The sequence below is a fragment of the Mesorhizobium norvegicum genome (genome assembly GCF_004919685.1).
Taxonomy (GTDB): Bacteria; Pseudomonadota; Alphaproteobacteria; order Rhizobiales; family Rhizobiaceae; genus Mesorhizobium; species Mesorhizobium norvegicum.
Genome location: NZ_SMYZ01000064.1, coordinates 1 through 21,738, shown reverse-complemented (window position 1 = coordinate 21,738; position 21,738 = coordinate 1). Strand labels below are relative to the sequence as shown.

Sequence of the window (21,738 nt, the reverse complement as noted above, 5' to 3'; positions counted from 1 at the left end):
GTGACGGAACTAATCGCACCCTCTCATCAAGAGAGTCTACGGTTCGAAGCGCCTTTCAATTCACCACGACCGTGACGTTCGTCGGATTGGTGACAATGTCATAGACCGCCGACCGCTTCTGCGACTGAGCGACGATAGCCTCGATGTCCTCGCGCTTGGCGTCGGCGTCGATATTGTATTTCACCGTGATGCCGCTGAAGCCGTTGCGCACGTCGCTGTCGATGCCGAGTATTCCCGCGAGATCCATGTCGCCTTCGATGGTCGCCTTCACCGACTTCAACTGGATGTTCCGGTTCTGGGCAACCGCGGCGATGCCGGCGGTCAGGCAACTCGCCAGTCCGACCAGCACGTATTCGACGGGCGTGGCGCCCTTGTCCTGGGAAGCGAAGACCTCCGGATGGTCTGCGTCGAATGTGAAGGTGGTCTTGCGATGCTGATCCTCGCCGAGACCGTAGAAGCTCTCGACCGACGAGTGGCTGTGGGTGCCATCCTTCCATTCGCAGGCCGCGCGCCACTTGAACTGCGCCGCCTCCGGGGCGTTGGTAAGCGCTTCGCGTGCGCCGAGCAGCGCCTCTACGTTAACGCCGTTGTTTGCCTGTACTTCGGAAGCCATAATTATTATCCTCCCTACCTTGCACTGGCTCAAAAACCCGACCGATCTCACTGACCTCCCGATCAGATTTCACCATGGCGCGGCATGCTATGGGTCGCGAAGCGTTTCTTCAAGTTGTTTCCGCAGCGGAATGTTCGCCCTCGTGTACCGACTTGCGCCTTTGCAGGCTCTGGCGCGACCACGACCTTCAGCGTGGTCAATTGCAGTGTCTGCTTCCGGGCGGAGGCAAAGTTCGCCTCTATGGCCGACATGCGGCGCATACCAGACATTCGGCATCTGCTCCCCCTCGCGTCGCTCGTCTCATGCCTTCCACATCGTCGATCGGAGAACAGCCTGCATATGCTCTGCGAGGTCGAGTTCATCGCGCGCCTCGATCTCTAAAAGATATCCGGCCTTGGCCAGGCGATCCCCTTCCAAACGGCGGCATAGCTGCAGATGGCGACCAATGCCCTCTCCTCCTCCCGGCTGGCTCTGTCGGAGCCGCTACTGCCATCGCCGATGTCATGCAGGGCTTTGCCGAACGCAGCATAAGCTGCCTTGTGCGCCTCAATCAGCGCTCGCAGATTATTGGACGGTCCTTGGTCTCGACCCTGCGGCTCTGTACCATGCGCCGCCACCGTCGACGCGACGACTGCGCTGCCGGTGTGCAAGAGCAAGGCGCGGCGACTGATCTTAGACGTGGCAAACTCTCCCATTTCCTTTGATGGCGATCAGGACCGTAACACGATGGTTTGCGCATTCGTGTCAGGATGGACAGACCCTATGGCAGCGGACAGCCAGTGCGGGCGACGCGCAGCGCCCGCATCTCGGACGGTATGCCGCGCTACCGGCAACCTTCGATTTGGAGTCAGACTGTCGCGACTGGGCGCTTTCATCAGGACCGTCAAGCCCATGCATCCGCAATGCTGAGGATGGCGCCCGCCGACAAGCCTGCGCTCGGCCGCCAACCTACGGCCGACGCTGGCGACCTCGGCTCTCATTAGGCCGCACCGAAAACAGCCGCTGCAGCCGGGCTACGGCCCATCGCGAGTCACCGCAAGCCAATGTCAACGAGGTCCTGACGTATACGAGTCACAACCTAGTTCCCTGCCAACCAGAGACCACCTCCGCGACCCGCGTCCTGTTCTGAGAATCGGGTCTTCTGTCGAGGCTTCGCTGTCGTTTTTGACCACGCCCCTTCCCGGCCCCAGCCTCCTCAAGTGCCGGCCTAAGCCGCCGCACATCGCATCAAGCCACGGAAACTGCGGTGAAATCGGCGGGTTAGTGAGGTGCTCAAACATCTCGCACCTCGCGCAAATGATGCATAACTCTTTGAAACAACACAACCGATCAACGCCGCACCTCGCGGCCTTTTATCTCGCCATCGCTCTCGGTCGTATGGTCGTATTTCGCCGCCTTCCCTCGACAGCTCCAAACCCTCCCTCTGCCACGAGGCAATGCCCGGCTGCCCCCTATTGCGCGAGGAACTACGAAAGGAAGCAGATCGCTTCTAGAGCGCCCCGCCGATGCCCACAGAAAGCGCTGCTCAGGCTGCAGCCGATCTGCAGTCGCCTTGATGATGAAAGCGCCTTCCTGGCATGATCGAGGGCACGTTGGAGTTGCCAGATTTGACCTCAGATGGCGCTGGCCGACCTGTCATATCGACACTGCGAAGACGTGCCAAAAGCAGCATGGCTGAACGAAATGGAGGTAAGCCGCCGTGTGGCAGGAAGACATTCTTGTATTGCCTGACGATCTGATTGCGTTCGCCTGGTCTGCACCGATGCGGGACTTGGCAGCAAAACTCGAACTGTCTGACGTCGGGCTGAAGAAGCTGCTGACGAGATGCGGAGTAGCGCCGCCGCCGCAAGGCTATTGGAACAAAATCCGTGCCGGAAAGGGGGTGCCATCACTACCCAAGGCGCCACCGCGGCGCCCCGGTGAATTGGGTCGAGCAAGTGTCGACGCCCGCTTCAAAAAGGTTCTGACAATTGCCGCCCCTATTGCATCCAATGGGCCATTTGCGTCCGCTCTGGTTCCAGAAGACCTCGACGAACTCCACGCACAAGAGTTGAAGGCGATTGGCAAAGTCTCTGTCCCGCAGACGTTGGACAGGCCCCACACAGGGCTCGTTCAACTGCTCAAGCAGGAGCAGCGCCGCCGCGATAAAAATGCAGAACGTGAGTGGACCTTTGACGAACCCAAGTTCGACAATCCACTAGGCAAGAGGCGGCTGAAAATCTTCAATGCGCTGTTTTTGGCGCTCAGCAAGCGTGGCCACGACGGTCATGTCTACGAACGCGATGGCGAAATTCACGCGGGAGCAGCTATCGGCGACACCCATGTTGGTTTGGAAATTGGGATAGTCGGCAGCTACCGCACCGTGCGTCAGTACGGGTACCTGCGGCCGGCGCCAGACCTGCCAGCATCAACCCGCTTGCGCTGCGGATCGATCCGGGGTTCGACCGCAAGAATACAGTTTCCTGGCAGGATGACGGTGACGCCAAGCTTGAATCTAAGATTGCTGAGATCGCGGCTGCGATCATCGTGGCCGGCGAGAAAAAGTTCCGTCTTAGCCTGCGGGAAGCCGAGGAGCGTGCAGAGCGAGAGCGGATTGAAAAGGAGAAGCAGCGCCAGGAATGGCTAGTCCAACTCAACCAAAAGCGCCTGCAAAACCTTTGGAACAGCGGAGAGCTACTACGTCAAGCTGAAGACATTCGCGCGCTTGTTGAGCGCGTCCGTCGCGCGATCGATGATGGTTCGGCTGATATCGATGCCTCGGCACTGGACGCATGGCAACGTTGGGCCCTCACAGAGGCAGACAGGATCGATCCAGTGCGGTCTGGTCAAATTTTAACGCATCTCAACGAGCCGTCGCTATAGAAAGTCGACCGACGCGGCCAACTAACCGACAAGCCGGCTGCTGGCCAAAATAGCTGGATTCGATCGACAGCCCTCCGCAATAGGACCGCCCGCACCGCCATTGTCGTCGGTAGCATTTGCGTCGAAGGACTCGCGTGCTCGCCATTGCACGACTTGCCGAAATCAGACTAGGAGAGCCAAGCTCTTCAACATAAAGGCGTGCAGATGAAAGGTTTTAAGCAATTCTTGAAGGACGCAGACGGTCTTCAAACCGAATGGAAAGAAGTGGACGTCTTCTATCACTTTGCGTCGGATGACCAAACTGCGAAGGATACGATCCTGACGCTACTAACCGAGGCAGTACCCTTTGTAGACCTTGGAAAGGGGCGATCAATAATCCATCATAAGGCGCATGTGCCAAACACCGAAGACCACCTCCATTTTGTGGTGAACGGAAATAAGATTGCCGCTGTCAATAAGAGTGGAACGGCACACGACCGCAGTCATGGGATCAAACTTCAGAAATGGGCACTTAAAGGAGCGGCGCAGCATTATCCAGATTTCAAGATGCCAAAGGATGGGCTCATCGAAAGCCTGCTCGGTCAACCTGACGGTGAGCTATTGCTTGAATCGCACCGCAGGCCGAGAGTTTTACTCTCAAGAGCGCGGCGGGTCTTGGCCGAACTGGCGGTAGTTTAGCAACGTTGCCAGTTAAAGGTCGGTGCAAGATCACGCCGCAACCGCTGCACGATTGCGGTCGGTCCAGATCTGTCGAACCGCGCAATCTTCAGTCTGTCCATTTCGGCTGGGGCCTGTCTGGCGTGAAAATTCATGACAGCGCAATTCTGCACTGTCAGCCTCTGCGGTGTGACATCCACCGCACCAGCAATTGTGAAGGACATGATGCGCTTCAGTGCTTCGAGAGTTCGCTACTCTAGCCACGTCTGTGATCGCAATGTTCGATTAGGGCGTGCTGGCTCGTTGATATTAGGCTGGTCCTATGGGGGCTGATCAAAGTCGTCTAGCACCACAGCTTCATGCCCGCGGACCGAACCCACCGTGGCCGGTTCGATGGCGAGAAACTGGAGCCAAAGACCCTGGCACGAGCTCAAGGGCGCGGGCAGCAAACCTTTGTGAGTTTCCCCGAACCGGCCCTTTGAGTGACTAAGCAATATCCAATTAAATCTAACATTTAGATGGTTAATTGTTCCGAAAGCTCTCCGGCGTAACCAGTGTGCATGTACGGAGATATGCGGCGTGAATGAGTGGGGTTTTGCGGCTGAGGTTAGCAAGTGGTGGGAGCAGACCGCCGCTGCCAATCCGGCGTGGCGATTTCACAAGGTAAAAGTTGAGGAACATGTCCCGGGCAGCAGGCAGCGGAGCGACCTGATTATACAAGGGGATCAAGCGGCGCTATGTGGAGAAATTCGGCTTCCTGATCACGCCAATCCCTCGCCGCAGGACTGAGCAAAGCCCGGAGTTTCTTGATCGCAGCGGGGGACACAATATTGAAGAGATTCAGGATGATGGAGTCCGCGCGCCGAAGTTGGACGGCGCCAAAAGCTGAATACCGCTCGCTCAATAGTAGGTCTCTCGATGTAGCGGTCTCCCGCTACCATCTCAAACCACTATCCAACCAAATATAGTCTGCACGCCCGACCAGAGCTGGGTCTTTCGTAGGCGCTTTCCGGCCCAGAAAAGCCTTGTCGTAGCGGAGGGTAACCTCCGTCTTAAACCAGGCATTTCTGTCAAAAAGTGCACTTTGGGGCACGAAGCAGTGGGGACAGATTGCCGGGTTGATCGGTGTAATTACAGATGTCCTCACAAAGACCCTGGGCGGCAAAGGTGAGGTGGCTGGACCGTTGAAGGAGATTCTCACAGAAAGTGAGGACAAAGGTTTCGACTCAGTTCTGGTTCTCCGGAATCTGGTGCGATTCGCCGGTATCTTTGATTTTTCAGGCATAGCGCTGCTGATCGACAAAGTTGATGAAACATCTGCTACTAACAATTCCGCCGACCAAACCGCTGCTATGATACATCCGCTTTTGGCGCGGGTCCAACTGATGGAAGTGTCAGGATTTGGCTGGATTTTCTTTCTCTGGACTGCCGTCAAGGGCATTTTTGAGGGCAGTGAGAGGCCGGTCCGGCTTGACAAATTAGGGTACGCGACCGTTACCTGGGACGACAAATTTTTCAGTTTGATGCTGGATAGGCGAACCGAATACTTCAGCGACAAGCGGTTTCCTTGGGCGGGGTTTTTCCGCAGCGAAGTTGATATTGCTGCTACGCTTGCCCTGATCGTCAAGGTCTCTATGAGATCGCCCCGAGAGGTCATTCGCATAATGGACGTCATAGTTCGTGAGCACGACATCGTGCACGCCGACAGTGAGAAGTCCGAGATGCTAACGGCCGAGTCTATCGAAATTGGCTTAGATGTGTACGTGACGGATCGGATCGGCACGATCTATGGCGATCGATTACTTGCCCAGATCTTCAGGCTCAACAGAACTTCGTTCACCAACAAAGATGTCCAGCGCGTCTTCAGAGTGGGTGCCCAATCGGCTAGAACGAGAATTCAATCTTGGGAAAGTGCGGGGATCATCAAACTCATTGGTACCAAGTCTGCGGAGGGAGGATTGGGGCGTCCTGTGAACGAATATTCCGTTGCAGACGCTCGCATCGAGCGGGTGATGCAGCGGCAACTCATCACGTATGATACGCCGATTGTTCCCGAAGCTGACTTTGTTGAAACGGACGACTAGAGGACGCCCGCCATTTTCAGCCCGGCCGTCGCTACCGCCTCCCAAGCGGCTTTCTCAACCAGGCTTCGCCTGACTGTCCTCCTCGGGTCCGCGCTGACGTCGATTGTCGGAACGTGTTTCAGATAGAGGTTTGGCTCGGGCGAAGCGCCCGCCGGCGCTGAATTGCTCGGCAAGGCACTGCAGGCTGACCGTCTTTCCGGTGCCGGTGGCTCCGGTGACGAGGCCGTGGCGGTTAGCCAGGCGTAAGGGCAGCGCGACCATGGCGCCGGTGGCCGTACGGCCGATTTCGACGACGACGGTTGCCATGGGTCAGCTTGAAGCCGTCCAATGATGACGACCCAAGGGTGTTGCGCAGCGTGCGCAACGTGCCGGCATCGTCAAATGGAGCACGGGCCGTCTACGCGCGGCACTGGACGCTTTTCCAGCGCTGGCCGCCCTTGGCGGCGTGCCACTGAAGCGAGGACAGTGCTTCACTGGTGAGGTGTGGAAGCTTTTCCATCGGTCATACCCCGGCCGTCGACGTGCGACACCCAGCGGATGTGACGGTCAAGGTCGGTGCGTCCCGCGCAAGCGGGCAAGTGCGCTCATAGGCGAGAATGCACTCCTCTCTTGGGCGGCCGATGCTGGATTGATAGCGCATTGTTGGCAGCAGGGAAAAGGTCGGCACCATCTCTTTGACCGCGAGAGCCTAGCGTCGCAGGGAGGATGGCGTTGGGGCAATTTGTGTTGAAAGACTATGCCATTTCGGCCGGCTGACGATCGACGACGACGATTGTGCGCCCGCCAACGCAAAAAACCGCCCCGGCTAGACCGGGACGGTTATCGAGTTATGATAGAATTGGTTGCGGGGACAGGATGTGGCTTCTTTGTCCCGCGGCGTCGGCTTGGTCTTCCTTGCGGGTCCCTGATGACAGCTCAAATCAGCCGGTGACGACAGCCGAACAGAGAAAGACCCGCATCGAGGCGCACAACGCGACGGCCCGCGTTGAGCAGGCCGGTTTGGTGTTTGGTTTGACTGCCAGCGCGTCATGACGCTCGCCACCGACGAGTTCATCCGTCGGTTCCTGCTCCACGTCCTGCCGCGCGGCTTCCATCGCATCCGCCACTACGGCCTGCTCGCCGGCTCCGCCCGCAAGGCCAGCCTCGCACTCGCGCGCGAACTGCTGAACGTCGCTCCGCCGCCGGAACATGACACTCGGGAAGAACCGGCTGACGTCCGCCCGCCTTGCCCTTGCTGCGGCGGACGCATGGTGGTCATCGAGAGGTTCGAACGGTGGCGCCAGCCTCGGGCACCGCCTGCCCCACGAGCGCCAAACCGGGAGAACGCCCCATGACCCGGCATGGCCAAGTTGCTCGTACGACCGCGCAGCGCAGCGCCGGCGCCGGTCAACGGGATGTCATCTGCACTTTGCTGTGGTGCCGGTCGTCCCGCACATCAATCCCGTCGAAAACAACGCTACAGGCTCTGCGACGTGGCCCGGAAGCCGCTTCCACGACATGCCCACCGCACCCTCTGCGGAAGTTCGCGAAAAGCGCTGGCACAGCCCGAAACGCAAAACCCGATAGCTCACAGCATGCGGCCCGCGGTTTCCCGCATGAGAGACTTTCGTACGCCAGACGGCACCCGAAACCCTTCAGCTTTTCGGTCGTTCAATTGGTTTATGACGTCTGCTGAAAGCGGACTTGTCCGATAAGGGCCGCCATTCGCGCTCCGTCCATGACGATCACCCATGACAGCCGTTTCGATGGTCGGTCGCCGCACGCCGGCCCGCCATGGGTTGGCTCGACGCTCACGTCAGAAGGACAAGCGTGCTATGATCTTCGCGGGCCTCACTGCTCGGACCACCGGTGCGACGGTTTCTGGTATTTGGAAGGTTCTCAGATTTTGAGCTTTGGATGTCGAGCCAGGTATCGCCGCCTCTGCTGAAGCAATATCTTTCGCGCTGACCTGTAACGACTTACAGGCTCCCTTCTCGTCCCAAAGGTTCTTGGCGATTGCGCTTCCCACGGCTGCGGTGATGGCGCTGGGTGCAACATCGTTTGGAGCGACCTGGCGCGTCGCGATCAACGCCTTGATTGCCTCGCCGAGGATCGCTGCGGAGTCGTCGAACTCGACGCCACGGACTTGGTCGAACCTCTTCTCGGTGCTGCCGTCGACGATGCAGTGATGCGCGATGAAGATCCAGTCGTGGATCATGTAGGCCGGCGCGTAGCCCCAAGGTGAGAGCCCCTTAAAGACCTGCGCGATTTTCGGGATTGAGCCGCCGTCCGTGTACATGAGCCCCGGCTTGATCTTACTACCTGGAGCCGTCGGATCGGCCCGATTGAAGATTAAGGGGTCGTGAGGGTCGGGCACGAACAGGAAATTCCCGTCGCCGGAACTGTTGCCTTCACCGACCCACATGACGAACAAGCTGCCGGATATCTCACCGGTGGTGAGCTTCTGGTAATCTATGGAGCTGCACCCAGCTGCCGTTGCAACTGCGAGCGCGATCACGCTCGTAATGAAGCGACATGCAAATCGCCGAGCCAGGCGGATCTGATCGCTGAACGCCTTGTGTCGCATCGTTCCACCTCGGTCGAATAGGGTGCTGATGGTATGAGACGCTGCCAAACGAACGGAAGAAGTCAGAGAAAACCGACCCCGTGGCTCTCGGCGACAATCGAGATTGGCAACCCCTCGTCGCGCCAGGCGGTCGCTTTGAAAATCTTGTCGCCAAACGATGAGTGCTTCCAAGACTCCGTGGCGTAGGCACCGATCACGAGCACGTCGGTCCTTTGCGTCAAACTGCCGGCGCGGCCGCCAAGATCCGCTATGGCCTGCTCGCAGTATTTTCGCTGGCCATAATTGAACGTTCCGGTGAAACAGTACGACCGACCTTCAAAGGTCAAATGCGGAGGCGGATTGCAAAGGGACAGGGTGGTCGGCTTCAACACTTCCCCGAGTTCGAAATCTCGGTTCGAGAAGCTGTTCAACGTATCGAGAAGGTCGGTATGTTCATCGGCATCGAGCAAGCCGTCCGCAAGGATTTCATTGACCCGTCGGTACAGCGTCCGGACGATCGGCTGATCGCTAATCTCGACGTTCGCGCCCAGCCACTTTTGAAGAAACTCGACTTCCGCCTTGTTGATACTCTCGTCGGCAGCGAGGCCGCGCGCTAACCCTATCAACTCATCGATCTGCCGCAAAGAAATACGATCGCCGCCGACGCGGTTGTAAAACTTGTCGCCCATGAACCCCTCCCAGCAAAGCGTCTCGCATGCTACCCCGTCACCATTCCTATCCAGCTTGCGGCCCCACGCAATTATACAGATACCATTGGGCGTCTTCGCAGGAAATGATTTGCGAGCAGTATCGCCGGGGCTCGCACGAAAGTCCGCCGCTTTGCGCGACCAACTTACGACTGATGATGCCGAGCGGCTGGCTCGACGGTCCTGCACGTCGCCATGCGATGCGCGCCAGTCACAAGGCGCATCGAACTTGCCAACTCATAGACCAAGCCTCGCCGCCTTGGCCTTGGCCTGTTACGACGCGTAGGCGCCGTGGCTGTAGCGGGGCCAATCGAGCGCCTGGCCATGCTCTACCATCCACGCCGCCACGCTGGCGCCGTAGGCGCGCCGGCAGTCGCCCACGAAGCGGTGATAGCTACGGTGCCACCAACATCTTTGGGGCAATGGTGTTGTCCGCTGGCTTTTGTTGCGACATCAGGTCCCCGATCGAGAACTGCTTCTTGTTCTTCCTGGTCTTCGGCTTTCCCTTCTTATCGAAGCCGATGACGATGTCGTTCGGGACCATCTTGACACTGATTGTCTGCACGTCTGCCCGCGTTGCAAGCTGCGATGCCGACAGAGAAAGCGGGATCATCTTAAGCCCCAGGCTCCCGTTCGCGTTCACGTTCTGCTCAACAGAAAAAACGGTTTGAAAATCCAATTGACCAACCGCGAACAAAGGTGCGCCTTCATAGGCCTTATCCAGACTACCTGCGACACCCCAAAGCCACGCTCCAAATCCAAGCCCCGGCTTTATTCCCGCCTTTTCCAGTTTGTCGCAGATCAGCGTGTCCGAAACCTTGGGGTCGAGATCAAATGTTATAGTCGTAATAATGGTGTTTTTTCTGGCTGTTTGAGACGAAATTCCAAAGTCGACGGAAACACCTTGATACGGCACCAGGCCAGATACTGCAGCTCCTGTCTTTCGATCGATTCCCTGAGCAACGTTCAGAACCATTGTGCCGGTAACCGGCCAGCCGTTCAACGGCAGGTGTCTGCCGTGATAATTGACCATGTAGTTGGCATAGTCGCACTTCAGGGAGTTCACGAAAAGGTCGACTGGAATAGGCGCCCACTGACCTGTCGGCGCTGGCAGGCTTGCACAGCCGCTCATAGCCGAGATGCCAACCATTGCGAGAATGCAACTGCGCTTCTGCATTGTGCAGCCCCTAATCTGGTCCAGCCCCATTATTTGTGCGCAACAAATCTCACAACGCGTGACTTTATTGCATTTAACGCACGCTAATACATTTTTATGCAATATTCAACGCGGTCCTTCGGCGGGCGCATGGATTGTTTCATTGAGGCCGCCCACGTCGATCTCAACACCATAGTTGCGGAAGAAGCTTCCGCGAGAGAAACCACATGCCGGCTCGACATCGGAGGCAAAGGTACCAGTATGGACGCCCACGACGACATACCGATCACCTTGCTTCTGCAAAATAGGTGTTCCACTATATCCGCCATCGGTCTGACAGGTGTGTATGAGGCATTTCCCTACAACGGCCAGAACCGAGCACAGAGGGCTATTGTCAACTCTGAGCGATCCCTCCGCCGCTGCAGCTGACGCCGGATCTCGAAGGGCGGATGTGTCGCCCAGAAAGGCCGGAATCACGACCTTCGCGCCGAGTGTAGGTTGACCGACCGGGAGTGGGGTCAGGGTTTTGTTGTAATCGACCAATTCGATAAGGAGATAATCCGAGCCCCGCTCGGAAATCGGATCGTAATGTTCGAGATCCAGATTGAACGGAAGGTTGGCCGGGACTGCGCGATATGACGCCCCGCGGTCACCCAGCACGATTGCTTGCCGCCCAGGGACCTCTCTTACGCTAAGCGGTGCAGAATGCTTTCCGGTGATGAGGAAACGCGACACCCAGCTCCGCTCGCCTGGAGCAAAACAGTGGCGAGCTGTCAGCACGAGGTTTTTCGCTAGGAGGACTCCGGCGCATGAGACCTTCATTCCATCCAAGAAAAAAACAAGATGATCGAATGCGGGATCGACCGACCCCAGCCTGTCCAGACACCTGAAGCGGTAGTTCGCCTGGAGCAGAAGCAAGAGGGAGGGGTTGGGGTCGACGGCATCGGTTTGCTGCGTTCGCGCGGCCCTCAGAGCCTTCACCGCCACCGAGCAAGCCGCGCCCGCGCCTTGGCGGGCGTAGCCGATCATCTCCTGCCGCAAGGCAGGCGGGAGCTTGTCCAACTGAGGCGGGCCAGGCAACTCTTCTGTCGTTACGCTCGGTTGCGCTAGCCACAGGTCGTACTGCGCTTGTGCTTGAGATATGGCTGTTTCGAACTCGGTCCGCAGGCTGTCATCGACGATGACACCTATACTGTCCAACGTGCCGTAGAGATAATCGCCATATTCCGCGCTCTTGAACGCGCCCAGACCAACCTGCATACCGGTGGCGCTGGTTTCCTCCAACGTATCGAGCAGGGTAAAGCAAGCCGTTGTCTCGCAATCACGAACCAGGGGCCCAACCACGATATTTCGAAGGTCATCCAGATTGCCCCCATCCGCTGCCGCCAAGCGCCCTGTTGCAACCAGGCAGAGCACAAGGGAAGCCAGGATGGACGTCGCGCCAACTCGCATTACGTTTTCGGATAAATTCTCTTCAAAAACGCTATATCGGCCGGTGATAGAACGATATTGCGCTTGAGGATGTAACAAGGGGATTTTTCCCCGTTCTTAAAAAAATCAGCCGGCAGCTGATAGTGCATTTCCGACGTAGGATCATATTGAGTCACAATCATCGTCGGCGTCAGCTTTAGCTTGTCGAAATTGTTTTGAACATCGCTTAGCTTCCAATGCAGGAGCGCGGCGATTTCTTCGTCACTTTTGAAGCCGCAATCAACAGCTGGGTGTTGGTGTTCGTGCAGCATTCCAAGCATGTGTCCAATCTCATGGCGCGCGATTCCGGTCCATGTTGTCGTCCAATTCCCTTGGGTGCCCATGCCATTCAAGTTCAAAGTAGGCTGGGTCTCATCAAAGAGCAGGGCGTCGTTGCCGACATAGGAATAGTATCCGTCATCGGTGAAGCTCACGTGGATTTGGGCGCCAGTCGATCCACAGTCCGGGACGGAACCGTCCAGATGCAAATCCGTATAGTCCACCATCTCTTGCGCGACGGTCATGAATGTCTTTCTTGCCGGCATACTGCCGTTCAGAAAGCAAACATGTAGCGTCTCCCCTCTGTCCCAGAAGGCCTGTGCATCAGCAACCTGTTCCAGCAGGCTTTGGAGCGGCGACGGCGGGGTCGGTTTGGGCTGTTCGCCCGGCTTCAATGGCTTGATGGAATGGGCCGGAGGGTTGACAGCAAGCGCCTTCTTGAGCAGCTTGTACTGCGTATCTGGATCACGCAATTCCTCATGTCGTCTGATTATGCTCTGATATGAGGGAGGAAGCGCCGAAATCCCCTTCTGTTGAGCCGCCTCGCCATAGACGTCATGCGCCATGGCGCCACGCGACAAAACCATGAGTGCGACCGCGGCGCACGCATAGACAGGTTTTCGCATTTCACAATCCTCCCCTTGGTGTTATTGAGCTCCAGAGCTCCCTTGAAATCCGCCCGACAAGCCGCCGCCGCCAAGACCACCTCCGTCTGATCCGGCCGGTGTCGGAGCAACAATGACGGGAGCGGGGGCCTGGAGCGCGGCCGGTGCCCTCTCATTGCCGCCGCCGAGGTCAAGCGCCCCGGGAATCGCCTGCGACAGGGGACGAAAGTCTCCGCCTTGATCCAGAAGTAAGAAGTGAGAGTTAGACAAATCGGGTGGAAGCCCATTCGCGTCATTTGGCCTGCGATCAACAATTCCATTCAGGATCGTCTCGCAGGCTGGATTGCCCAGACATCCCGTGGGATCAGTCGGATCGATGGGCTCGCACGCAGCACAATCCTCAAAAGTTTTTTGACACGTTCCAGTCATACAGGCTGGATCAAATTTGTGGAACTTGAGGGGCGTTGTTACCGTGCTTATTTGGCCTGACGGTTCTTCGATTGCGTTCTTCACGACAGTAACGTGCTTAAAAATGCTCCCGGACCACTCCGATCGATGGTGACTGCAGTTTTGGCTATTCTTGCGCACTTTTGCCAAGTCCAAAGCTATGTGCGTCCCGCCGCAATCGATGAACCCTACGTCGCCGCGGCTGTCGACGAAAATTTCGCCGGGCATGGCTTGATCACCAAGTTCCAGGGTGGCGCCGAGACGGTTGCCGCTGGAATCGACCATGAAGGAGAGTTCGTCGGCCGATCCCTGCTCCACCGTGGCCAGCAGCAGCAGGAGGATCACTGCTTGAGCAAGCAGGGCCTCAGACGTCCTGAATGTCAGCCGCTCAAGCTGGCGGGGATGGCCTTGTTTAGAAAGACATAAGTTGAGTATTTTCCGCAGCAAAACCATCGCCAACACGCCTCACAAGACGACGTTGAACCGAACCAAATCGACTAGCATTTTCGCGCCGCACGCCTATGCCTGGCGATGCTTTTCGCCTGCTAGACCGCCCAGCAATTGCATTAAGACCGATGTTTTTTACTACTACGATAATTCCCTCCATCTGTCACTGGTCTATTAGCGGAAAATAATAAAAACCCCAGATCAACTGCCGACACCCCGTAGACTCTCTGACGTTCCTCAACGTCCGCGATGTGCATGTACGTCATAGTTTGATGTCGCCAGTCCAGTCAGTGTAACCGCAGATCCTAAAAATACGTGATGCAGCGGTCAGAGAAGGCACGTTAGCGGTGAGTTCCCTGGCCCTTCGCGAACGGAACTGCAGCGCCCTTCGCCGGGGCTGTCGGTCCGCATCCCGCCGCACCGCAAGGCGGAACGTCCAGCTTCACATTTCGAGCACTTCAAGGGCTAGGCGCATATTATGCGGGCTTCGACCAACTCGCCGGCAAGGAGACATCACTTCTTGCTCCTGTTGGGCGCATACCCGGCGCAAGCTCTATGACGTTGCGGAGGCTCACAATGCGCCGATCGCGTTTCAGGTCTTTGCCGATCGGCCAATTCTATGCCGTCGAAGCCGACATCCGGTCAATCGCCCCTCCATCGGCTCGCCTCTCGGCGCAGCCGTTCGAAACCAATTGTCGACCCCGTGCCGGCGTCCGGCCGGAAGCGCAGCTTGCGCTCTTGCTGGGACGGAGCACGCTGCTGAAGCGACCCACTATGCATGAATTCGACTCTAGACGGGTAATTATCGTGCATATAGCGCAGAACACAGATCGACGTGACGGTTATAACTTTCCCAGCACCACCTTACATCGTCTTCCCGCCCCTGAGCGTCTTGCAAACACTGCTCACGCAGTTCGACAGAGTTACTCACACACTCATCTAAATCATCCGCATATGCGAGTTGTGGCAAAAACGCCAACTGCATTGCGCAATTTCCTATAATTACGCCGCGCATAACAGGTCGAAAAATCTGCATTGTCGTCGTCCTCCCCTTCTACGCAAACCTCAGCACCGGATCGATGTCATCTGCTTCACCACTATGTAGTTGAACGGAATAGATCGAAAAGAGCGCGGCCTAGAATCGGTCGCATTTCCTGTGGCTGATGGAACCAAGAAATAGTTTTCGATCGGGGGATGTAATCGGGGATGTAGATGCGTCGCGAAAAGTAGAAGGGATTTTGATTGCGCCGAAAATGTTGGTCGCTCCTTGATGGGTTTGATCGGATCGAATCCAACTCCCGGGCGATCGCGGCTCTAGGAGACGGCTTCAATTCTTGTCTCTCCATCGAGTTTACAGCCCAGTTCTACCGGAGGCGTTAAACAGAAACTCCGTAAAGCCGGCATGAAGCCCAAGGCAAACTGGACCTCCCAGGGATAAATGAAAGGGGTCGGATTGTTTGAGGCGTTCAACCGGCACTGGAGACGTAGCTACAACTCGCGAAGAAGTATCAAAGCATATCATAACAGCAGCTGCCGCCGCACGACCGGTCCTGTGTACGTGCACGATCGCGGGTGGGCTGCGTTGGGCACGCAAGGCCGTCTACACGTCATCTGCGAGATACAGCCTGATCGCCTCCTGCTGCTTGCCGAGCGTGCCGTCCTTCCGGAAGCGGGTTCCGTCGACCGAAGATGATGCCTTTCTCACTGGAATAGACCGCCGTGTTCGTTACAGAAATGCGGATAATGCGGCCTTGAACCTGTCCGGTCACGATATCACCGATATCGATCCCGAGGATTGATTTTGCCACTGCCGAGCGTTCGCCCTCGAAGCTCCGTCTCCCATTGATCCAACTCTTCTTCGATCCGCGACCAGGCATCGGGGGCCGACCGAAACGGGCGGTCACCGCCAAACCAGATTCTGTCGGCCAGCGCGAGGGTATGGGTGGGCACGTTTCGCTCCATCGCGCGCGCGGCTCCAGACAGCGTTTCGCAAACGTGCTTTGCGTCTATCAATGCTTGGAGCCGACCGCGGTAGGGCGCAACATTCGCTCTGGTAATGGAGGAAGGCAGGGGTACTTCGCGAGTGGGCATGTAGTCGATGGCATGATTTCGCGCAGCGCCAAGCGGTACCTATGCACTCAGGCGGCTCTTCCTCGCGCCAGGCACGTCGCGTGCTTTGCACCTAAATTTCTGAGGTGAGATGCAGAGGGTGCTGTCCAGAAACATGCGCGAATCCGGAGTATGGATGTAGCGGGTAGACCAGGAATGGTCCGCCGACGTCAACGGCATCACCACATGGTGGAGTTGGTGTTCGCGGACCATGCGCACCAGAGAGGCAATCCGCTCCTGCCAGGGAGCGGTCAGGCGGACAAGAACGGCGGGACCGTTCCCGCTCGACCACCGTTTCTTTGCTCGCTCTCAAAAAACGAGAAGCTGGGGCCTGGCGAATGGAAGCAGCTTTCCAACGAGACTTGCAGCGCTTCCCTGCAGCGAGTGGCTCCATTGGGCATCGATCTTTCCCTGCTTGATCCGCTCGTGAGCGCGGTTCTGGATCAGCAGCAAAAGTTGCGCCGCGAGGTTCGGATCGAGGTCCGGGAGTCTGTTTCCGATAACCGCGGCAGCGTCGACGCCTTGAAGGTCGGCTATCGCGGCGCTGTAGAACTGCTGTTGAAGATTGGAGAGAGTTCCGGCTGCTTGTATGCGCACGGTTTCGCCCCGGCGCGCCGATCGATCTCTTCGCGGAAGGCACCCAACGGTGGGCGCCGGGGACCTCCTCCTGCCTGAACCTTGGCCCAATAGCCTCGAGGTGGCTTGGGGACCTGCAGGCGCCTGCAAAGCTTGGCGAGCGCCACATCGGAAATGCCGAGTTCCTTTGCGATCTCGCTGGTCAATTTTCCCAGACTAATGCCAAGAGTTCCTCGCGGGAAAATTCTCGTCGTGTCATGCATGTGCCTCTTGCCGGTCTTCCCATATGTCACTCATTGGGATCGCTTTCAAAAAAGCGATGGTGCGACCGTGCTATTGAGCGTGCAGGAGGGACCGGTGGAGAGAGTCGACGAATTCGCCGACCAGCTACAGAAGTCTTGGTGCAGTCACTGCGGGCCGTGGTTAGCTAATCTACAAACAACCGAATGCCAACGAAAGGCTTGCTGGTCAAACCTCACCGCACCACTCACCTGTCTTGCGATACTCCCTCATCGAAAGCTTGCCCACAACCGCGGTGCTCAGGTGCGCTGATCGCCGCCGGCAACGCGCATCTCGGCCTTCACCTGCCGCGATGCGATGGCTGGAGGATGAAAGTCTTCGTTTCTCTCAAACGCAAAACCGCCCCGGTTAGACCGGGACGGTGATTGATTTATGATGAAAGTGGTTGCGGGGACAGGATTTGAACCTGCTGGCCTCGCTTGCGAAGTCGCTTCAACAGACGAACTCAGTTGCGGCGCGGTATCGGCGGTAGCGCTCCACCGGCTCGACCCCCGTACTCACGTTGCACCACTGCGGAGACAGGCATACCGACATTCTTTAGAAGCGCGCATCTCGACTGGAGGTGCAAGACAGAAAGTTCGAAAAGCTACCAGGAACCCCAGCCAAACCGGATGCTCGGCAGGCAACTTCGCTCCACAAGCCTCGTTCGCTCTACGGTCGCTACTACTTCTGAAATAACATCAAAGGGTTGTCCGAGGTCCGTACGAATTCTGCGTCGGCTCCACTGCAGTTCGATAGACCAGGCTTAGGAGGGCGGTTGCGTCGTTGATCATCAACCAATAGAGAGGGGATAAATCAGACAAAAGGACCACCAATGACCGACCAAACCGATACCCGCGCTGCCGAACTAGCTGAGTTAACAGCCGACATTGTCTCAGCATATGTCAGCAACAATCCATTGCCGGTGTCTGGTTTGCCGGACGTGATAGCATCGGTTCATGCTTCGCTGTCCGGACTTGGCACGCCGATCTCACCCGTCGTTGAGCCGCAAACTCCCGCGGTCAACCCGAAGAGGTCGGTGACGCCGGACTTCATTATCTGCCTCGAAGACGGGAAGAAGTTCAAATCCCTGAAGCGGCATCTTAGCACGGACTTCGGCCTGACACCGGACGCCTATCGCGCCAAATGGAACTTGCCGCACGATTACCCTATGACAGCTCCAAATTACGCCGCTCAGCGCTCGCAACTTGCAAAGTCCATCGGGCTTGGCCGCAAGGCTAAACCCGTCGTACCAGCCAAGAAGGCACCTGCGAAGCGGAAAGCCAGAGCCTAGTCGGTCACCACCTGACGTAACGGAAAGACTCAGCTATGTCTTGAGAGCGGCGGACCTGAAAAGGACCGTCTGGCCGGCGCCATTCGGGCAACCTCCCAGCGAGGGCGCCGGTCTTTTTTCCTAGCGGGGCGGCAATAGCCGGCGAACACGTCTCAGGCACCTATCGCCAGCGCCTGAAGCTATCATCGGGCCGCTTCGCGATGATCGACAACGGCCTCGGATACGGCGCGAAGGTCACCATCCTGCCCGACCCGTGCAGGAGCTCGCGCCTCTTCCCGCGTGTTAACGACGTCAAGAATGCTCTCGGCAAACCACGGCTTAGCCAAAATCTAATGATACCACCTAGCGATCTGTGGCGCGGTAGATTCCATAGCCAACCTTGCTGAGCAGCCCCTCGTCGCACATCCGGGCCAGATAGCAGCGGGGAATTCCGATCTCAGTCAGCTCGCGCGTTCGCACTTCACCCTTTTCACGGGCAAATGCGACAGCGCGGTCTCGGAGGGATGGCCCAGGCCCGCCGGCCAATTCGATGCGCTCCGCGCGCTCTCGGTCACGCTTGCGAGTCTTGACGGAAGGTTTTAGCGTAGTTTCGAGGGGGATCGGCAGCTCGTAGTTCGCGGTTTCATTCGGCCCGGGGAGCCAATCTTTTCAATGGCTTAGCCGCAATCGCTACCTTCCCTCATTTGCGGGAAAGTTCCACCAGGGCTACGTCCCGGGCTACATTTCAGAAAATCCACGAATCCCAGGCAGCACAGGCCACATTGATTTCCATCGCGTTCCTGCGACTATCGGCAGGTCCACGCGACATGGACGCAAACGTTGGGAGGGGCTTTGCCTGGGATGGTCGATCTAAGGGAAACGCTCAAGGCCGAGGCCGCAGAGTTAGCTTTCACGGAGGAACGGAAGGCCGGAAAACTACGGCGCTATCTGGCCCTTCACGATGAAACTGGGGCAAAACTGAAATCCAGTCTGGACAACGCTGCCTCTGCGGCTAGCCGCGTGCATAGGTATCAGCCCATCATTGACGAGACGCCACAATGCCCGCGCTGTTGGATATTGCGAGCAAAGCACGAGCCCATGGTTGGCCAAGGGAGCGGTGGCGAAAGCGATTTGTTCAAGTGCGGCGAATGCGGGCACAAGGTGGCCTTCCTACCGTAAAAAGCCCGCCACCGTGAGGCAGCGGGCTTCATTATTCCGGTCGGGAAGAATGATCAGCCGGCGGCTTTGCGCTCGTCCATCACCTTCTGATGGCAGGCCTCCATTGACACGATCAATTGCTCGGCGAGGTCGCGAGCTATCCACAGCAGATGCAGGACTTGCTGCATATCGCTTGCGATGCTCTCTGGCAGCGGCTTGTTGGTGGCGACATCATATGTCGTTTGAATGAGCGTCGAGAGGTAATGTCGCCTTCGAGGTCGTCGAGACTGTCGCTCGGGCCGGTCATATCCCGCTCCTCACAAGCACTTCCTGCGATTCCAGATCGTCGGGCCACATGACGGTTTCGCCGTAGTCGCCGGGACAGTAGCCCTCCAGATCGCCGCCGTCCTCGTCATCGCACTTGTCGAGCTCCAGATCGCATGTGTCGCTGGGGCCGGGGTTGGGCGCGGTGACGGACAGGAATGACTGCCCGCCGCGATGGCCCCAGCCCAGAGAGGGCTCGTCGTCTGCGGTTTCCTCCAGATCGCAATCGGCTTCCATCATGTCGAGCGCGGTGATCAGCGACATGGCGTGGTCAAGCAGGTCGTTCAGGCGCTTCTCGACCGACTGGCGCCATTCGCGCGGGTCCATCCCCTTCGGCATTCCCAGGGGCTTCAGAATGGGCGTGTGGGCGTTCATGAGCCGCGCTCCCCATCGAGGAACGCCAGCGCCGAGACCAGAGCGGCCTCTGCTATACGGTCGATGACCGAGCGCTCATCAAGCGCATAGCGGATAGCTTCAGCCACGCCCCGGTTGCTCGTCGCCTGCGGGGTGGCATGCCACAGCCTGTCTGACACCGGGCCATAGGTTGCCGCGACAAGCGCATCTTCGTTGTCTTGGGTGGTTATCTGCTCGATCGGGATCGCCATGAACTCCGCCATCTTGGCGTGATACTCGGCGAAGGCGTCGGCCAGAGGATCGGCCTGCGCAGCCGCGGCCGGGATGCTTCCAAAATTCGGAAACACTTTCGGCGGCGTCGTGACGGCAACCGCCGCTGTAGCCGCCCCTATGGCTGGAACTGAAGCAAGGGCGCCAAGCATGGCGCGGCGGGAAAATCTCCCCAGGATGGGCATTACCTCGGCAGCGGGCATAGCTTCGCCGGCCGCCAGAACATGGGTGTTCGGCATTGTAAATCCCCTTTGGGTTGGATAGACTGTTTACAGGGTAAACATGCCATTGCCTGTTTACAGTGTCAACAGGGCCGCGAAATGATCACACCATCACAATGCCGAATGGCTAGGGCCGCGCTTCAGATCGGCGTGCGCCAACTGGCGGTCAAAGCCGGCCTCTCGTCGATGACGGTTACTCGCTTCGAAAACGGCCATTCTTCCGGTGCACCTGACACTGTCGCTGCAATCCGCCTCGCCCTCGAATCGGCCGGCGTCGAGTTCATCCCCGAGAATGGCGGCGGCGCTGGCGTGAGGCTGGCAAAGCCGCAGCCGTAGCCAGATCAGTTGCGCGACGGTCAGGCCGGGATCAACGGTAGTAACGAAATGAAGGCGGGGCTCCGCTCCCAAGCCTCACTTCTTGCAGGTAACCGAAAGTAGGCGCACGCTAGGGGCGTAAATCCGTAGGCGTTGGCGGGACTTACGTCCAGTCGCACATCGCGCGAGGATTTCACTTCAAATAGTGGGAGGATGACAATGAAGTACATGATCAGCTGGTTCGAACGCCCGCAAGGATCGCCTACAGAGTACGAGAATGCCCAGAAACGGATACTGGAGGTATTCACTCAGTGGAAGGCGCCCGACAATTTCAAGATCGAGTTGTTCGTTGTGCGAGTGGGCGAGTGGGGTGGGCATATATTGGTGGATTGCGACGATCCGGTGGCCGTTCACAAGGTATGCTCCACCTGGCCTGCTTTTGAATTCCAGGCACGACCCGTGATTGCTATCGAGGACGCTGTCCGGGTCGAACTAGAAGCGATTGCTTGGCGCGATGGACTCAAACATAAGTGATATTTGAGAGATCCCAGCCAAATGTCCGCTTCGTGTTAGGGGGGTGACCCTAGCCCTTCGGCTTTGGCGTGATCTCCTCGACCCGCACCTTGTCGCCGATTTCCTTGGCCATCGCCAGGGCCTTCGCCTTGTCCTTGGTGGTCAGCACCGTGCGCCAGTGCGGCTTCTCGAAGACGCTGACGATGTAGGTTGTGGCGGGCTTGTCGGTCATCCCTTCCCCGGTCAGCTAAAGCCCGCGCCTCTGGCGGAGGACGCGGGCCGATCGGAGGCCCGATCTTCGGCAGGCGATGGAGGGCACCACCCGCCGCACGCACTCTTCTTTCGATTTGCTTCACTTTAAATTAGCAGAAGCGCATAAGGTTTCCAGCCGGTGGCGATGTTCCCGCAAGCACATCCCGCCGGTTAGGCCCGGTGCCCTCGCCCCACCCAACAAGGGTGCCGGGCCGCTCCATC

At 57.8% G+C, this 21,738-nt stretch carries 19 protein-coding genes and 2 pseudogenes; 8 read left to right on the top strand and 13 right to left on the bottom strand.

Going from position 1 to position 21,738, the window contains the following annotated elements:
* Nucleotides 1-55: 55 nt before the first annotated feature.
* Nucleotides 56-613, bottom strand: a complete 558-nt coding sequence (locus FCU66_RS25645; protein ID WP_023679231.1) for an OsmC family protein — start codon at nt 611-613, stop codon at nt 56-58.
* 62 nt (nt 614-675) lie between these two features.
* Entirely contained in the window at nt 676-882 is a 207-nt protein-coding gene (locus tag FCU66_RS25640) for a hypothetical protein (RefSeq protein ID WP_136617004.1), read from the bottom strand.
* Nucleotides 883-2,312: 1,430 nt separating this feature from the next.
* On the opposite strand from FCU66_RS25640, the gene FCU66_RS25630 reads away from it, so the two are divergent.
* The 3 genes from FCU66_RS25630 (at nt 2,313) to FCU66_RS25620 (ending at nt 6,216) form a co-directional block, all read left to right on the top strand.
* Complete coding sequence (locus FCU66_RS25630; protein WP_136617003.1) at nt 2,313-3,239, top strand: hypothetical protein; 927 nt, start codon at nt 2,313-2,315, stop codon at nt 3,237-3,239.
* Nucleotides 3,240-3,679: 440 nt separating this feature from the next.
* A complete protein-coding gene (locus tag FCU66_RS25625; RefSeq protein ID WP_136617002.1) occupies nt 3,680-4,153 on the top strand; it encodes a hypothetical protein in 474 nt (157 codons plus the stop codon).
* Nucleotides 4,154-5,250: 1,097 nt separating this feature from the next.
* Nucleotides 5,251-6,216, top strand: coding sequence for a hypothetical protein (locus FCU66_RS25620; protein WP_136617001.1), 966 nt, complete (start codon nt 5,251-5,253; stop codon nt 6,214-6,216).
* Nucleotides 6,217-6,363: 147 nt separating this feature from the next.
* Here the strand turns inward: FCU66_RS25620 and FCU66_RS25615 are convergent.
* A pseudogene (locus FCU66_RS25615) lies at nt 6,364-6,522 on the bottom strand (helicase HerA-like domain-containing protein); the annotation flags it as partial.
* Between the two features lie 707 nt (nt 6,523-7,229).
* Here FCU66_RS25615 and FCU66_RS25605 point away from each other — a divergent pair.
* Nucleotides 7,230-7,550, top strand: a pseudogene (locus FCU66_RS25605) (transposase); the annotation flags it as partial.
* Nucleotides 7,551-8,011: 461 nt separating this feature from the next.
* Here FCU66_RS25605 and FCU66_RS25600 read toward each other — a convergent pair.
* The 6 genes from FCU66_RS25600 to FCU66_RS25570 all read right to left on the bottom strand — a co-directional run bounded on the left by FCU66_RS25600 (nt 8,012) and on the right by FCU66_RS25570 (nt 13,878).
* Entirely contained in the window at nt 8,012-8,782 is a 771-nt protein-coding gene (locus FCU66_RS25600; RefSeq protein WP_136616999.1) for a hypothetical protein, read from the bottom strand.
* Between the two features lie 62 nt (nt 8,783-8,844).
* Nucleotides 8,845-9,450, bottom strand: a complete 606-nt coding sequence (locus tag FCU66_RS25595; protein ID WP_136616998.1) for a BRCT domain-containing protein — start codon at nt 9,448-9,450, stop codon at nt 8,845-8,847.
* Nucleotides 9,451-9,862: 412 nt separating this feature from the next.
* On the bottom strand, nt 9,863-10,645 hold the full coding sequence (locus FCU66_RS25585; RefSeq protein ID WP_136616997.1) for a hypothetical protein: 783 nt from the start codon (nt 10,643-10,645) through the stop codon (nt 9,863-9,865).
* Nucleotides 10,646-10,750: 105 nt separating this feature from the next.
* Nucleotides 10,751-12,154: a trypsin-like serine peptidase gene (locus FCU66_RS25580; RefSeq protein ID WP_136616996.1), complete on the bottom strand. Its 1,404-nt coding sequence runs from the start codon at nt 12,152-12,154 to the stop codon at nt 10,751-10,753.
* Complete coding sequence (locus tag FCU66_RS25575) at nt 12,076-12,999, bottom strand: M12 family metallopeptidase (RefSeq protein WP_136616995.1); 924 nt, start codon at nt 12,997-12,999, stop codon at nt 12,076-12,078. Before FCU66_RS25575 ends, FCU66_RS25580 begins: the two co-directional genes overlap by 79 nt.
* A 21-nt stretch (nt 13,000-13,020) precedes the next feature.
* A complete protein-coding gene (locus FCU66_RS25570) occupies nt 13,021-13,878 on the bottom strand; it encodes a hypothetical protein (RefSeq protein WP_136616994.1) in 858 nt (285 codons plus the stop codon).
* Nucleotides 13,879-16,167: 2,289 nt separating this feature from the next.
* Between FCU66_RS25570 and FCU66_RS41265 the strand changes: the two genes are divergently transcribed.
* Together FCU66_RS41265 and FCU66_RS25560 are read left to right on the top strand one after the other, a co-directional pair.
* Nucleotides 16,168-16,656 carry a hypothetical protein gene (locus tag FCU66_RS41265; RefSeq protein WP_168991792.1) on the top strand — a complete coding sequence of 163 codons (489 nt, stop codon included), beginning with the start codon at nt 16,168-16,170 and terminating at the stop codon, nt 16,654-16,656.
* Between the two features lie 1,015 nt (nt 16,657-17,671).
* Nucleotides 17,672-18,130, top strand: a complete 459-nt coding sequence (locus FCU66_RS25560; RefSeq protein ID WP_136616993.1) for a Ros/MucR family transcriptional regulator — start codon at nt 17,672-17,674, stop codon at nt 18,128-18,130.
* A 342-nt stretch (nt 18,131-18,472) separates the two neighbouring features.
* On the opposite strand, the gene FCU66_RS42570 is transcribed toward FCU66_RS25560, so the two are convergent.
* The 3 genes from FCU66_RS42570 to FCU66_RS25545 all read right to left on the bottom strand — a co-directional run bounded on the left by FCU66_RS42570 (nt 18,473) and on the right by FCU66_RS25545 (nt 20,454).
* Nucleotides 18,473-18,655 carry a type IV toxin-antitoxin system AbiEi family antitoxin domain-containing protein gene (locus tag FCU66_RS42570; RefSeq protein WP_281277037.1) on the bottom strand — a complete coding sequence of 61 codons (183 nt, stop codon included), beginning with the start codon at nt 18,653-18,655 and terminating at the stop codon, nt 18,473-18,475.
* A 915-nt stretch (nt 18,656-19,570) separates the two neighbouring features.
* Nucleotides 19,571-19,966 (bottom strand): hypothetical protein, encoded by a 396-nt coding sequence (locus tag FCU66_RS25550; RefSeq protein WP_136616992.1) that lies wholly within the window; start codon nt 19,964-19,966, stop codon nt 19,571-19,573.
* Entirely contained in the window at nt 19,963-20,454 is a 492-nt protein-coding gene (locus tag FCU66_RS25545) for a hypothetical protein (protein ID WP_136616991.1), read from the bottom strand. The genes FCU66_RS25550 and FCU66_RS25545 overlap by 4 nt, the downstream gene beginning before the upstream one ends.
* 105 nt (nt 20,455-20,559) lie before the next feature.
* On the opposite strand from FCU66_RS25545, the gene FCU66_RS25540 reads away from it, so the two are divergent.
* Both FCU66_RS25540 and FCU66_RS25535 read left to right on the top strand, forming a co-directional pair.
* A complete protein-coding gene (locus FCU66_RS25540) occupies nt 20,560-20,772 on the top strand; it encodes a helix-turn-helix domain-containing protein (RefSeq protein WP_136616990.1) in 213 nt (70 codons plus the stop codon).
* Between the two features lie 198 nt (nt 20,773-20,970).
* Complete coding sequence (locus FCU66_RS25535; protein WP_136616989.1) at nt 20,971-21,285, top strand: DUF3303 domain-containing protein; 315 nt, start codon at nt 20,971-20,973, stop codon at nt 21,283-21,285.
* A gap of 49 nt (nt 21,286-21,334) precedes the next feature.
* On the opposite strand, the gene FCU66_RS41260 is transcribed toward FCU66_RS25535, so the two are convergent.
* Nucleotides 21,335-21,496: a hypothetical protein gene (locus FCU66_RS41260; protein WP_168991791.1), complete on the bottom strand. Its 162-nt coding sequence runs from the start codon at nt 21,494-21,496 to the stop codon at nt 21,335-21,337.
* Nucleotides 21,497-21,738 lie beyond the last annotated feature (242 nt).